Annotated in this window: 11 protein-coding genes; 5 read left to right on the forward strand and 6 right to left on the reverse strand. The window is 70.7% G+C overall.

What is annotated here, in order from left to right; genetic code table 11:
- The first annotated feature begins 2 nt into the window (after positions 1-2).
- Positions 3-1,613 (forward strand): alpha/beta hydrolase, encoded by a 1,611-nt coding sequence (locus ACQP0P_RS12110; protein ID WP_433374972.1) that lies wholly within the window; start codon positions 3-5, stop codon positions 1,611-1,613.
- A gap of 210 nt (positions 1,614-1,823) precedes the next feature.
- On the forward strand, positions 1,824-2,666 hold the full coding sequence (locus tag ACQP0P_RS12115) for a GNAT family N-acetyltransferase (RefSeq protein ID WP_433381830.1): 843 nt from the start codon (positions 1,824-1,826) through the stop codon (positions 2,664-2,666).
- Positions 2,667-2,821: 155 nt separating this feature from the next.
- On the opposite strand, the gene ACQP0P_RS12120 is transcribed toward ACQP0P_RS12115, so the two are convergent.
- From ACQP0P_RS12120 to ACQP0P_RS12140, 5 genes are all read right to left on the reverse strand, one after another.
- Positions 2,822-3,199 carry a DUF3037 domain-containing protein gene (locus ACQP0P_RS12120; protein WP_433374975.1) on the reverse strand — a complete coding sequence of 126 codons (378 nt, stop codon included), beginning with the start codon at positions 3,197-3,199 and terminating at the stop codon, positions 2,822-2,824.
- Positions 3,196-4,020, reverse strand: a complete 825-nt coding sequence (locus ACQP0P_RS12125; protein WP_433374977.1) for a HipA family kinase — start codon at positions 4,018-4,020, stop codon at positions 3,196-3,198. The genes ACQP0P_RS12120 and ACQP0P_RS12125 overlap by 4 nt, the downstream gene beginning before the upstream one ends.
- A gap of 151 nt (positions 4,021-4,171) precedes the next feature.
- Positions 4,172-5,053, reverse strand: coding sequence for a TIGR03619 family F420-dependent LLM class oxidoreductase (locus ACQP0P_RS12130; RefSeq protein ID WP_433374980.1), 882 nt, complete (start codon positions 5,051-5,053; stop codon positions 4,172-4,174).
- A 127-nt stretch (positions 5,054-5,180) separates the two neighbouring features.
- Positions 5,181-6,431: an LLM class flavin-dependent oxidoreductase gene (locus ACQP0P_RS12135; protein WP_433374983.1), complete on the reverse strand. Its 1,251-nt coding sequence runs from the start codon at positions 6,429-6,431 to the stop codon at positions 5,181-5,183.
- On the reverse strand, positions 6,428-7,219 hold the full coding sequence (locus ACQP0P_RS12140; protein WP_433374986.1) for an alpha/beta fold hydrolase: 792 nt from the start codon (positions 7,217-7,219) through the stop codon (positions 6,428-6,430). The genes ACQP0P_RS12135 and ACQP0P_RS12140 overlap by 4 nt, the downstream gene beginning before the upstream one ends.
- A 253-nt stretch (positions 7,220-7,472) precedes the next feature.
- Between ACQP0P_RS12140 and ACQP0P_RS12145 the strand changes: the two genes are divergently transcribed.
- Both ACQP0P_RS12145 and ACQP0P_RS12150 read left to right on the forward strand, forming a co-directional pair.
- Positions 7,473-8,321 (forward strand): LLM class F420-dependent oxidoreductase, encoded by an 849-nt coding sequence (locus ACQP0P_RS12145; protein WP_433374989.1) that lies wholly within the window; start codon positions 7,473-7,475, stop codon positions 8,319-8,321.
- A gap of 297 nt (positions 8,322-8,618) precedes the next feature.
- The gene (locus ACQP0P_RS12150; protein WP_433374992.1) at positions 8,619-10,670 is read left to right on the forward strand and encodes a protein kinase domain-containing protein; all 2,052 of its coding nucleotides are present in this window, start codon (positions 8,619-8,621) and stop codon (positions 10,668-10,670) included.
- A gap of 90 nt (positions 10,671-10,760) precedes the next feature.
- Here the strand turns inward: ACQP0P_RS12150 and ACQP0P_RS12155 are convergent, their stop codons facing one another.
- Positions 10,761-11,294 carry a TetR/AcrR family transcriptional regulator gene (locus ACQP0P_RS12155; protein ID WP_433374995.1) on the reverse strand — a complete coding sequence of 178 codons (534 nt, stop codon included), beginning with the start codon at positions 11,292-11,294 and terminating at the stop codon, positions 10,761-10,763.
- A 126-nt stretch (positions 11,295-11,420) separates the two neighbouring features.
- Here ACQP0P_RS12155 and ACQP0P_RS12160 point away from each other — a divergent pair, with 126 nt between their 5' ends.
- Positions 11,421-13,655, forward strand: coding sequence for an MMPL family transporter (locus ACQP0P_RS12160; RefSeq protein WP_433374998.1), 2,235 nt, complete (start codon positions 11,421-11,423; stop codon positions 13,653-13,655).
- Positions 13,656-13,696 lie beyond the last annotated feature (41 nt).

The raw sequence follows: 13,696 nt of genomic DNA on the forward strand, positions 1-13,696 counted from the left end.
CAGTGAAGAAGAGGGTCGTCGGGATCGCCGCGAGCATCGTGATGCTGGCAGCCGCGGTGGGAGTGCCGCAGGGGGCGGTGGCCCAGGGCAGGGAGGGGCTGGTCTGGGGGCCCTGCGAGGGCGGGACCTCGGTGCCCGGGGTGACGCCGTCCGCTCCCGTGCAGCGGGCGGACAGCCGGATGGAGTGCGCCACGCTGAGTGTGCCGCTCGACTACGACAATCCATACCAGACCATCAACATCGCCCTGAACCGGATCAGAGGGAGGGCCACCCACGGCCGTCTCGGCGCGCTGCTGGTCAATCCAGGCGGTCCCGGGGCGTCCGGTCGCGATCTGGTCAAGAGCGTCGTGGCAGGGCTTCCCGGCGGCCTGGCCGACCGGTTCGACGTGATCGGTTTCGACCCGCGCGGGGTGGGGGCCAGCGAGCCGGCGCTGAGCTGTGTCGATCCGGTGGAGTACTACAAGCCGCCCCGTCCCGACCAGGTGCCGGTCACCAGGCGTGACGAGAGCATCCTCATCGATCGGGCCCGCGAGTACGCCCAGGCGTGCGGCGTCCGGTGGGGCTGGATGCTGCCCCACATGACCACGGAGAACTCCGCCAGGGACATGGACCTGATCAGGGAGGCGCTCGGCGAGTCGAAGATAAGCTTCCTGGGCTACTCGTACGGGACCTACCTGGGCGCGGTCTACGCGACGCTCTTTCCCGGCCGGCTCAGGCGGCTCGTCCTGGACAGCGTGGTGGATCCGCGCGGTATCTGGTACCGCTCGAACCTGAGCCAGAGCATCGCCTTCCAGAGCAGGCACCGGGAATTCCTCAGATGGGCCGCCCGTCACAGTCCGGTCTACCGGCTGGGCGCCACCGAGAGGGCCGTCTCCTTCGCCTGGGACGCCATGCGTACCCGGTTGGGCGACCACCCCGCGGCGGGAGTGATCGGCCCGAGCGAGCTCGACGACCTCTACACCGTCGGCGGCTACTCCGACGCCGTCTGGCCGCAGCTGGCCAAGGCCTTCTCCGCCTACGTCAAGAGGGGGGAGACGGCACTCCTGCTCAGCGCCTACCGCAAGCACGTGGAGAACGACGCCAAGGACGAGAACAGCTACGCCGTCTACCTGGCGGTGCAGTGCAGCGACGCCGTCTGGCCGCGCGACTGGACACGCTGGCGGACGGACATGACCAGAGCCAACGTCAGGGCGCCCTTCCTCACCTGGCCCAATGCCTGGTACAACGCGCCGTGTGCGTTCTGGCCCGTGCAGGGAGGCACCCCCGTGCGAGTGCACGACAGCACCAGCCTGCCACCGGTCATGCTGATCCAGGGTGAGCGCGACGCCGCCACCCCGTACGCGGGGGCGCTGCGGATGCGTACCCTGCTCCGCGGCTCCCGGCTGCTGGTCGTACCCGGCGGCAATCACGGGATCTCGCTCAACGGGAACGCCTGCGTCGACCGTCGCCTGGCCGCCTACCTGCGGGACGGCACCCTCCCCGGTGGAGCACGGCGGGACTCCGGCGGCCCGGACGCCCGTTGCCCCGGCCTGCCGCTGCCGGTGCCCGTGCCGGTGATCGGGCCCTCGCCCGTCCGGGTGCCCGCCGGGCACCCGGGGGGAGGGGCGATCTAGGTCCTGCCCCGCGGGTCTCGCCGTGGCGAGGATCGGTCAGGTGGTGTCTCGCGAGGCGGAGGAGGGAGCCGCGGTGACCGACGGCAACGCGGCGAGGCGCCGCCTGACCGTAGTGGGCAAAAGATCCAAGGGACAGGGCCTAGCAGGTAGATGAGATGCTCTGTGTTGGTTCCTGCCAAAATCGAGGGGGTCGCGTAGGCTGAGCATGTGATGCTGCGTACAACGGCGTCGCGCGTGCTCGACGACAACGATCGAGACGAGGTCCTGGCGCTTCTCGACATCGACCCCGTCGGTAACGTTTTCGTCGCCTCCAGGGTCCGTTCGGTCGGGCTCAATCCGGCCAGGCTCGGTGGCCAGATGTGGGGGTTCGGGCCGCGCGGTGGCCTGACCTCCCTCTGTTACGCCGGGGCGAACCTGGTTCCGGTCAACGCCGGTACCGACGCCGTCTACGCCTTCGCCGAACGCGCGCGCAAGCAGGGCCGCCGCTGTTCCTCGATCGTCGGCCCGGCCGACGCGGTCGAGGTGCTCTGGGAGCGGCTGGAGCCGCACTGGGGAGCCGCCCGTGCGATCCGCTGGGCGCAGCCGCTCATGGTGACCACGGAGCCGTCGCCGCTCCCGGCCGACCCGCTGGTGCGGCGGGTCCGGCCCGACGAGTTCGACATCCTGCTGCCGGCCTGCGTGGCGATGTTCACCGAGGAGGTGGGTGTCTCCCCCGAACTGGGGGACGGCGGAGCCCTCTACCGGTCCCGGGTCGCCGAGCTGATCAGGATCGGCAGGTCGTACGCCCGCATCGAGGCGGGCAGGGTCGTCTTCAAGGCCGAGATCGGCGCGGTGACGCCGCACGCCTGCCAGATCCAGGGCGTCTGGGTCCACCCCGACCTGCGTGGCCGCGGCCACGCGGTGTCAGGGATGGCCGCGGTGGTCAAGCACGCGCTCGACTACTTCGCGCCGGTGGTCTCGCTGTACGTCAACGACTACAACGCCCCGGCCAGGGCCGCCTACCGCAGGGCCGGCTTCGTCGAGGTCGGCACCTTCATGTCCGTGCTCTTCTGACCGGAGCCCCGCCGCTCCGCGCGACGTTCCCCCACGACCTCGGGGCGCCGGTCTTCGGGCGACTCGGCTACCGGCGGATCGAGGTCGACACCGGGCACCCCGACGACCGGACGCTCACTCGTGTCCGCATGCACGAGCCGCTTTCCGGTCTCGGCTCAGGGGGTGCGGACCAGGCAGGCCACGAGGTGCTCCAGCTCCGCCTCCGGGTCGGCGGTGAGACCGGCGTGGACCGGGCCCGTCTGCACGATCGTGCTGCGCGGGGCGGTCAGCCAGCGGAACCGGCTGCCCAGCGGCTCCTCGGTCAGCGGTCCCTCGTCGCCGCCGCAGGAGCGCCGGTAGACGTCGAGCGCGTGTCGTACGCCGTCGAGATCCACCTGGGGGTCGAGGGCGCGCAGGCGTGCCTCGTCCAGTTCCACGCGGGCGCACAGGTAGCCGCGTGGCTGGCAGTAGAGCAGCACGCCGGCGTTGATCAGCTCGCCGCGCTCCACCCGGGGGATGACCCGGATGATCGCGTACTCGTAGACGTCCTTCACCGGCTGTCCTTCCAGAACGCGCCCACCGAGCCGGGCTTTCCCTGCTGAGCCGCCGAGTCCTGGCCGGAGGCGGCCGAGGGAGCCGGCAGCCAGGCGCGCGGGCCCTGGGCGCGGGCCAGCAGGTGCTCGACGTACGCCTGCCGCACGGCCTGCGCCCCGTCGAACCCCGGCTCGTCCTCCAGCCACTCGTCGGGAACCTCGTCCACCACCCCGTCGAGCAGGTCCCTGGTGATCTTCTCGCTGAACTCGGCGTCGGCCTCGGACATCCGGGTGGCGAAGGGGGCCATCACGTGGTCGCGCGCGTCGAAGCCGCGCAGCGGGTCGGCCGAGGGCCAGTTGTGGTGGAACCAGAGCGCGGCGCCGTGGTCGATCAGCCAGGTGTCGCCGTGCCACAGGAGCAGGTTCGGGTTGCGCCAGCTCCGGTCGACGTTGTGGATCAGCGCGTCGAACCAGAGCAGCCGGGAGGCGAAACCGGGCTCTGGGGGCCAGGCCAGCGGCTCGAAGCCCAGCGCGCCCGGCAGGAAGTCGACGGCCAGGTTGTTGCCCTCGCTGGCCTTGAGCAGGTCCTGGATCTCCTCGTCCGGCTCGCGGGCGCCGAGCTGTGGATCGACGTCGATCACCTTCAGCTCGGGCGTGCGGAAGCCGAGACGCCGGGCCAGCCCGGCGGACACGATCTCCGCCACCAGGACCCGGCGGCCCTGGCCGGCGCCGCGGAACTTCACGACGTAGGTGCCGAGGTCGTCCGCCTCCATGACCCCGGGGAGCGAGCCGCCCTCCCGCAGGGGCGTCACGTAACGGGTGGCTTTGATCTTTTCGAGCACCCGGCCAGGCTATCGGCTCGGGCCGCCGGGCGACCGGCCACCCGGCACACGGGCCCGGCCGGGGCAGGCTGTGCCGGTTCGGTGCGGTGATCACCGCCGGGATCTACCGGGGCCCGACACGGGGCCCGGCCGCGCCGTGCCGGGCGAGGCGTCATATTTTCGAGACGACCTCCTCGGCGAAGCGCTCCATGGTGGCGACCTTGAGCTCGATGCCCTCGCCGTACCTGGCCTTCTCCTCGGGGGTGGCGAGCCACCAGGGTGCGGCCATCGTTCCGGTCACCCCTTTGTCGGCGAAGCGGCGGTAGGTGGCGACGTCGGGCACGACCGCGAGTGGCGCGATGATCTGCAGGGCGTCCTCCGCCCTGCCGTACTCCTTGAGGTAGCGCCGCAGGTCGGCGAGGACCGGGTCGAGTTGTTCCTCGGTGTAGATCCGGTTGCCCATCCAGCCGTCGCCCGTCCTGGCCGCGCGGCGCAGCGCCGCCTCGCTGTCGCCGCCGACGAAGAACGGCACGGGCGCGGAGGGCACGGGGGAGATCGAGAGCGGGCCGTAGTCGTAGTGGGTGCCGTGGTGGGTGACGGTGCCGCCGGCCCAGAGTTCACGCAGGGCCGGGATCATCTCGTCCAGCCTGCGTCCCCGGGTGTGGAAGTCCTGGCCTGTCTGGACGAACTCCTCCTTGCACCAGCCGACGCCGACGCCGAAGGTCACCCGGTTCCCGGACAGGACCGCGGCCGTGGAGACCTGTTTGGCGACGGTGAACAGGTCACGGGCCGGGGCGATGTAGACGTTGGGCGCGAAACGCAGGGTGGTGGTGACGGCGGCCATCGCGCCGATCGTCACCCACACGTCCGGCCAGTGCGTCCCGGCGTTCCAGCGGGGGGCGCCGGTTCTGGAATAGGGATAGGGCGACTCGAAGTCGGCATAGAAGATGTGGTCCGACAGGGTGAGCGTGTGAATGCCGCACCGCTCCGCGGCCCCGGCCAGTTCGACGAACTGGCCGGTCTCGACGAACGATGCTCCAAGCCAGAACTGCACGGATCCTCCCGGGCTCCGAAATGCTGAAATTTCGATAGATGTCCCCCGGCGCAGCCGGGGGACATCTGCGGGTGCCGTCCCTGTCCTTCCTCCCACGGGGATTCCCGAGGGCCGGATCAGCGAAAGGTCAGTCGGAGAACTCGGGGATGACCTTGGTGGCGAACAGCTCCAGGTTGCGCTTGACGGTGTCGAGGGGCAGGACGCCCTGCTGACCCTGCATGAACAGGCCGAACCACTCCAGGTCCGGCATCCGGTCGAGCATGCGCTGGATGCCGCGCTTGACGTCGTCGGGGCCGCCGAGCAGGGCCATCTCGACCTCGTTCATGCGTTTGAAGTCGCCCTTCTCGGGGCTGATCGGCTGGTGCCTGTCGTCCTCCTTCTTACGCAGGACCTCCAGGTAGCCGAACGGCCCGAAGAAGGCGGCGAAGTCCTTCTGCATGCTCTTGCCGTAGGTGGCGATGGCCTCCTCCTTGGTGTCGGCCATTCCGACGATCTTGAGGATGCCGGTGTGCTCGCCCAGCTTGTAGTCACGGCCGCACTTGGCCGACTCCTCCTGGTAGAGCCTGGCCTTGGCGGCGTGATCGTCGGGGTTCGGGGTGAACATCCACGGCAGGATGTCCTCCTGCGCCGCCCTGACCACCGAGCGGTCGGAGACGGTGAACGGCTGCCACAGTTCCGGGTAGGGGTTCTGGTACGGCCGGGGGCAGACCGAGATCGCCTGGATCTTCCCGTCGTCGTCGAGCTCACCCGGGGCGCCGAAGGCCCTGGTCCACTCCTGCGCGGGCCAGCCCTCGATCCCGTCGAAGGGCGAGGGGACCTCGTAGTCGAGCACGTCGGACTTGTAGCGGAGCGTCTCCTGGGTCCACGCCATCTTCATGATGTTCAGCACCTCGCCGAACACGTCGAAGTTGCGGTTGTCGGAGTTCGACCCGTCGGATCTGGCGGCCGAGGCGTGCCAGCGCTGTCCCAGCACGTTCATCCAGCGGTTCTGGTAGCCGCGGGCCACGCCGAGCCGGAGCCGGCCCTTGCTGAACTGGTCGAGCAGGGCCACGTCCTCGGCCGCCCTGATCGGGTCCCAGGCGGGCAGCACCAGGCCGAGCGGGGCGAGCAGGATGCGCTCGGTCCTGGCCGCCAGGTCGGTGAGGAACATCAGCGGGTTGACCGAGAACTCGAAACCCTCGGAGTGGAAGTGGTGCTCGGTCATCATCAACGCGTCGAAACCGATCCGGTCGGCGTGCACGGCGATCTCGCGCACCTCGTCCAGCAGCCTCTGGTACGACTCGGTGTCGCGCCCGATCGGCCTCCTGGCCTTCGCGTTCTCCTCCTGGCTGTAGCCCGAGCCGGGGATCTGCGGGTTGAGCATCAACGAGAACTTCACGGCAGGCTCCTTAGCCAGTTGGTGACGACGATGAGGAACTCGCCCGGACGTTCCTCGTGCAGCCGGTGACCGCTGCCCTCCCAGGTGACCGCCTTGGAGTGCGGGTTCTTGAACAGTCCGGCCTCCCAGGTCGCCTGGGAGGGGTCGAACCAGAAGGTGAGCACCGGACAGGTCCGGCGCGCGAGGTATTCGTCGGAGTTGGGGCGCAGGCCGAGCGCGTCCGGACCGCCGAACATCGCCTCGAACGCCTGGAGCAGTACGTGCGGAGGAGTGGCGAGGATCCGGCGCCGGTGCCACTCGCGCAGCCACTCCGGGGTGGCGGGGGTGTGGGTCCACTCGTCGTTGCGCACTGAGACCCCCACCACGTCCTCGCGCATCTGCTCGATCAGGGTGGGAAAGTAGTCGCCGACCGCGCCCGCGAAGCCGTAGCCGGGATCGACCGTGACCAGCGCCCTGACCAGCGAGGGATACTCCACGGCGAGGTGGGAGACGATCTGGCCGCCCATCGAGTGGCCGACGGCGACACAGGACTCCACGCCCAGGGCCGCGCAGAGCCCGGCGAGGTCGTCCGCCATCCGCCGGGGGGTGTTGCCCTCCTCGGGCGCGGAGGAGTAGCCGTGCCCGCGCATGTCCACCGCGATCACCCGATGGTCCCTGGCGAGGGTGGGGATGTGGTGCACCCACTCGTGGGAGTCGGCGCCCAGACCGTGGACGAGCAGCAACGTCGTGTCGCCGGAGCCGTCGTCGGTGTGGAACAGCCGGACGTCGCCCAGCTCCGTGAACGCCATCAGCGTCCTCCCGTGAGGATTGCCGTGTCCGCCGGCCGCGGTGCTCGGCCGTGCCCGGTGAACGCCTCGTCTTTGGTGACGTGAGCAAGCTACCCTAGGGATGATAAACGAGCAATCGCTTGGTTAACCAAGCGGGTCCGCTTGGCTGGGACGTTCCCCCGGCAACCTGGGCGGACGTCTGGGATACGGGACAGAATGTCCGGCGAAGACGGGTGTCCGGCCGAGAGACGAGACACCCGTCGAAGGTCCGGACGTGAAGACGGAGGCGCTGATGCGGCTGGGTGTCACGATGTTCGCCACCGACCGGTCCATGCCGGTCTCCGAACTGGCCAGGGCGGCCGAGGAGCGCGGGTTCGCCTCCCTCTACCTGCCGGAGCACACGCACATCCCCATCTCCCGCCGTACGCCCCCGGCCGCGGGACAGGCGGTGCTCCCCGAGGAGTACCGGCGCACGCTCGACCCGCTCGTCGCGCTCTCCCACGCCGCCGCCGTGACGAGCGAGATCGCCCTCGGCACCGGCATCATGCTCGTCGCCCAGCGCGAACCCCTGGTCACCGCCAAGGCCGTCGCCACCCTCGACCACCTCTCCGGCGGCCGGGTGGTGCTCGGCATCGGGTTCGGCTGGAACGTCGAGGAGGTCGAGGATCACCTCGGCCCGCAGGGTTTCCGCTCCCGCCGTGACGTGGCCCGCGAGCACATGCTGGCGATGAAGGCCCTGTGGAGCCGGGAGGAGGCCGGTTTCGACGGCCGCCACGTCGGCTTCGAGCCCTCCTGGTCCTGGCCCAAGCCGATCTCCGGTCCCCCCGTCTACGTGGGCGGGGCCGCGGGCCCCAAGCTCTTCGCCCACGTCGCCGAGTACGCCGACGGCTGGCTGCCGATCGGCGGCCGGGGCATCAGGGCCGCCCTCCCCGCCCTGCGCGAAGCCTGCGACAAGGCGGGACGCGAGATGGCCAAGGTCGTCCCCTTCGGCACGCTGCCCAACGCGGAGAAACTCGACTACTACTCCGAGCTGGGCATCGAGGAGGTCGTACTCAGCCTCCCCAGCGCCGAGGCCGACCGGATCCTCCCCATCCTCGACGAGTACACGGCCTTCCTCCGCTGACCGGCCGCGGTCCGGGCATTCCCGGTGGGCACGGGGTGGTGGACCTGTTCAAGTCGCCGACTCCGGAATGACGCGCCGGGTGTGCCCGGTCCTGCGGGTCGCCCCATCGGCCGTACGGGATGGCCGACCCGGCATCGGCGCTGTGCTGGGCGCCGGCGATTCGGGAGGTGTGTTGGGACTTGCCCTGACCTGAGCATCACATGAATATCACGGTGAGGGAGAGAAGCCCTGTCTGCCCGTTGACTGTCGGCGATGCTTCTTCTTGAGTGAGAAGGGTGGCGGCGAGGGGAGGCTCGCGTGCCGTATGCGCAGCCGCTCAGAACGGGGGATCCGGCGGCGCTCGGTGAGTACGAGATCATCGGGCGGCTCGGAGAGGGAGGCCAGGGAGTGGTCTATGTCGGGGTGCGCCCCGGCACCGGATCAGAGCCCTACGCGGTCAAGCTTCTGCACGGCTCGGTGGGGGAGAACCCTGAGATCTTCCTGCGCGAGGTCGAGCTGGCGAAGCAGGTGGCCCGGTTCTGCACGGCCCAGGTGATCGACGCCGGGCTGGACGGCGACCGGCCCTACATCGTCAGCGAGTACGTCGACGGCCCGTCGCTCCACCGCGAGGTCGCGGTCAGCGGGCCCCGCGAGGGAGGCAGGCTGGAGCGTCTGGCCATCGGCACGGCCACCGCGCTCGCGGCCATCCACCGGGCCGGGATCGTGCACCGCGACTTCAAGCCGCAGAACGTGCTGCTCGGTCCGGACGGGCCGAGGGTCATCGACTTCGGGCTGGCCAGGGCGCTGGACGCGGCGGCCACCCAGAGCGGGCGCGGTGCGGGCACTCCGGCTTACATGGCGCCCGAGCAGGTGGAGGGCGCCGAGATCAACCCGGCGGCCGACGTCTTCGCCTGGGGCGCCACGATATGTTTCGCGGCCAACGCCCAGGCGCCCTTCGGTCAGGACTCGATCGCGGCGGTGCTGAACCGGATCCTCACCGCGGCCCCGCAGTTGGGGCGCCTCGACGGGCTGCTCGGCGCGCTGGTGGTCGACTGCCTGGACAAGAATCCCGGTAACCGCCCCAGCAGCCGGGAGTTGCTGCTCGCGCTGCTCGGCAACGACGGGCACAGGTCGGTGCTCGACTCCCGGACCCCTCCGGTGCCCGGCGGTCTCGCCCTGCGGGCCGGCTCCGGTGAGCCTGACGCCTCGGGCCCGTCCGGCGTGTCCGGTCCCGCTGATTCCTCGGATACGCCCGGTTCCTTCGACGTGCCGGGCCTCGCGGGGAGGTCGCGCACCTCCGGGTCCGCCTGGCGGGCGATGTCCGGTGGGCGCGGGCACTTCACCGAAGGCGAGGACTTCGACGAGCCTCGCACTCACCCGGGGCGGGCGGCCACCAGGGCGTCGATGGCGGTCTCCGGGGCGCTGCTGGTGAGCGCCGCGGTGCTGGTGGGGGTGCTGGTCCCGGCACTGAGCGGGGTCACCCCGAAAGGCGCGGCGGCACCGCCGGCGGCACCGCCGGCGGCGCCGGTGGTGGAGACCAGTCCCCAGGCCGAGACGGCGCGGCCGAGCAGGACGAGCCCGCCGGTCAGGCCTCTCCCGGCGAACCCGGCCAAGCCTCCGCGCGCGGAGGGAGTCAGGTCCTCCCCGCTGCCGCCGTCCGAGGTCACGACGGTCGTGCCGGCCCTCGTCGGGCTGGACCGTTCCGGGGCGGCACGCCTGATCAAACAGGCCGGACTGGTCGCCGGGACCGTCCAGGCGGTCAACTCCGACCGTCCGGTCGGGGAGGTGCTCGCGAGTGACCCGGCGGCGGGGACCACGCTGCCGAGGAAGGGCAAGGTCAACCTGGAGGTCTCCGCGGGGATCCAGGTGCCCACGCTGGTCGGCCTCGCCAGGACTGCCGCCCAGGCGGCGCTTACCCAGGCCGGGCTGGTCGCCGGAGGGGTGAGTACGCGCTGCTCGGACCAGCCGGCCGGGCGGGTGCTGGCGAGCACCCCCGGCGCGGGCAAGCACGTCTCGCCGGGCAGCGCGGTGGCGCTCGTCATCTCCAGGCACGGCGTTCCGGTGCCGTCGATCACCGGCCAGAGCGCCGCCGATGCCTCGAACACGCTCGGCGGGGCGGGTTTCGCGGTACGGACCCGGGCGCGGCTGGTCACCGACGACGCTCAGGACGGTGTGGTGCTGGCGCAGAGCGTGGCGCCGGGCACCTGTGCCCGGCCGGGCGCGACGGTCGTGATCACGGTCGGGGTGGCGGGCCAGAGCGGGCCCGGTCCGGGGCCGGGTCCGAGCCATGGCCCGGGGGAGACCACCGCGCCTCCCGATCCTCCCGACCCGCCGGATCCGGTACCCGGGGAGGCGGCTCCGTCGGGATGACGGCATCCCGGTACGGCGGCGGGCCGGGGCGATGGGCGCCCGCGGGGGAGCGCGGAACCCGGGTGCGGTGTTCGTGCGGCGGGGTAGCGGTCAGATGGCGGCCAGGGCGGTGGTCAGCAGGGTCCTCCTGACGTCCTCCTGGGGGAGGTCGATCGTCTTGACCACCCCGTACTGGAGCGACCCCAGCAGCGCCCAGGCCCAGACCCGGCGGTCGGGATCGGGGTCTTCTCCGGCCAGCCGGTGGTAGATCTCGTCACGGAAGGCGCGGATGACCTCGCCGGGGGAGCCGGGGGGCGCGTCGTCGGCGCCGCCGATGTCCTCCATGATCAGCCGGATGATCGCCCGGTACCTGACCACGAAGGTCACCAGGGCCTCGACGAAGGCGCGGTCGTCGTCGAAGTCGCTCTCGAGCAGGACCACGATGTCCTCGGCGGCGGGGGCGAGCAGCTCGGTGGCCAGCCGGTCCTTGGGATGGAAGTGGTAGGCGACGGCGGTCTTCGTCAGGCCGACGGCCGCGGCGATGTCGGCCAGCGAGGTCGCCGCATAGCCGCGCTCGGCGAACAGCCGGCAGGCGGCGTCGAGGATCCGGCCGCGCGTGTCGTGTCCATGCTCAAGTGTGGTCATCGTCTCAATCCCACGCTATTGGGAGTATTACCCAATTTGCGCGCCTACTCTCATATCGTAGGTTCTGTACGGCCGTACAGTACGGCGTTTCAGGCACATTTCAGACTTTAATAGGGCGGTCACTGAATGTCTGGTTTGCTGGGGCGGCTGGGGAGTTGGTGCGCGCGGCGCGGCAAGGCGGTGCTGGCACTGTGGGCCGTCGCCGCGGCACTGCTGATGGCGGGATCGGTGCTGTTCCCCGGACCGGCCACCAACGACACCAGCCTCCCCGGCACCGACACCCAGCGGGCGATGGACCTGCTGAAGGACGGTTTCGGCCCCGGTTACGAGATGGGTGGTTCGGTCCAGCTCATCCTCTACTCTCCTGACGGCTCCCTCCTCGCCGAGCCGAGGAAGAGCGCGGTGGAACGTGCCGCGGAGCGGATCCGCAAGGTCCCGCACGTGGTGGAGGTGACCCCTCCCTCCCGGACGGGCGGGATCGCGCCCAGCCTGGAGATCGGTTTCATCGCGGTCAAGCTTGAGGGGCACGACGCCACCAAGACGGCCGAGACCGCCAAGCTCCTCGTCGAGGCGGCCGAGCCCGCGCGGGCGGCGGGCCTGGAGGTCGTGCCCGCCGGCTCGTCGAGCCCGGCGAACAAAGAGATCAAGACCGGGACGAGCGAGATCATCGGAGTGATCTGCGCGTTGCTGGTCCTGCTGTTCGCGTTCGGCACCCTGGTCGCCGCGATGATTCCGATCTTCGTCGCACTGGTCAGCATCGCGACCGGGCTCGGCACGATCGGCCTGCTCGGCCACCTGGTGGACGTGCCCAAGCAGGCGCCGATCCTGGCGACGATGATCGGCCTTGGTGTCGGCATCGACTACGCGCTCTTCCTGCTCAGCAGGTACCGCAAGCTGCTGGCCGACGGTGTGCCCGTCCAAGAGGCGATCCGCCGGGTGGTCGCGAGTTCCGGCGGCGCGGTGGTGTTCGCCGGCGGCACGGTGATCATCGCGCTCAGCGCGCTGATGCTCGCCGACTTCCCCATGCTGCAGACGCTCGGCTGGATCACCGGCATCTCGGTGGTCTGCGCGGTGCTCACCGCCGTCACGCTGGTCCCCGCGCTGCTCGGGATGCTCGGACAGCGGGTCAACGCGTTCCGCCTGCCGTTCATGGGGCGCCGGGGCAGCCACGGCTCCTCCGGCTGGGGCTCGCTGGGCAACTGGGTGGCCAGGCGGCCCTGGAGCGTGCTCGCGCTCAGCCTCGTGCTCCTGGGAGCGCTCGCCGCCCCCGCCCTGGGACTCAAGCTGGGCACGCTCGACAACGGCTACGGCGATCGCGGCACCGACGCGCGGCGCTCCTACGAGTTGTTGCAGGCCGGGTTCGGGCCCGGCATGAACGGCCCGCTCGTCGTGGTGGCGGATCTGGAGACCCCGGTCGTCGACCGGAAGCCCGCCCCGGCCATATTGCGGAACCTGAAGGATCGCGTCGCGGACGTCGAAGGGGTGGCCCATGTCGGCGACCCGGTGCTCAACGAGCGCGGCACGGCGGCCCTGGTTCAGGCGATCCCCGACTACGCCCCCAGTGACCCCCGGGCGCTGGAGGTGGTCGAGGCGGTCCGCGCGATCGAACTCAACGGAGCCAAGGTGCACGTGGGCGGTGAGGTCGCGGGCATGGCCGACGCCAACTCCAAGATCGCCGCACGCACCCCGCTGGTCGTCGGCGTCGTGGTCCTGCTGAGCGCGCTGCTGCTGCTCCTGGCGTTCCGCTCGCCGGTCGTCGCGATCAAGGCCGCGGTGATGAACCTGATCTCGCTCGGCGCCGCGTTCGGTGCGCTCTCGCTGGTCTTCTCCCTGGGCCTTGGCAGCGGCCTGGTCGGCATGGACCCGCCGGTCAATGTGGACGCCTCCTATCTGAGCACGCTGTTCTTCACGGTGCCGATCGACAGCTACATCCCGCTGATGCTGTTCGCGATCCTGTTCGGCCTGTCGATGGACTACGAGGTCTTCCTGCTCACCGCCGTACGGCAGGCGTACCTGAGGCACGGCGACAACCGCAGGGCGGTGGCCGAGGGGCTGGGGACGACCGGCCGGGTGATCACTTCCGCCGCCCTGATCATGGTCTCGGTCTTCGTCGCGTTCATCGCCTACCCCGACCCGATGGTCAAGATCTTCGGTGTCGGCCTGGCGGTGGCCATCGCGGTGGACGCCACGATCATCAGGGGCCTGCTGGTCCCGGCGACCATGGTCCTGCTCGGCAGGTTCAACTGGTGGTGCCCCGCCTGGCTGGACCGTCTCCTGCCCAACCTCTCCATCGAGGGGCAGGAGGAGGACGAGGAGATCGAGGAGCCGAGCAGGGAGCTCGTCGGCGCGGGTCGCGGCTGAGCCGAAACGGCGACCGGGGAGGTCGTGCACGAGGGCGGCGG

This window comes from Streptosporangium sp. CA-115845 (assembly GCF_050943795.1).
GTDB lineage: Bacteria > Actinomycetota > Actinomycetes > Streptosporangiales > Streptosporangiaceae > Streptosporangium.

What these genes read in the sequence shown, in the direction of transcription:
- ACQP0P_RS12140 (WP_433374986.1), bottom strand. Translation starts at nt 7,219, where the DNA reads ATGGCGTTCACGGAGCTGGGCGACGTCCGGCTGTTCCACACCGACGAC.
- ACQP0P_RS12160 (WP_433374998.1), top strand. Translation starts at nt 11,421, where the DNA reads ATGTCTGGTTTGCTGGGGCGGCTGGGGAGTTGGTGCGCGCGGCGCGGC.
- ACQP0P_RS12155 (WP_433374995.1), bottom strand. Translation starts at nt 11,294, where the DNA reads ATGACCACACTTGAGCATGGACACGACACGCGCGGCCGGATCCTCGAC.
- ACQP0P_RS12115 (WP_433381830.1), top strand. Translation starts at nt 1,824, where the DNA reads ATGCTGCGTACAACGGCGTCGCGCGTGCTCGACGACAACGATCGAGAC.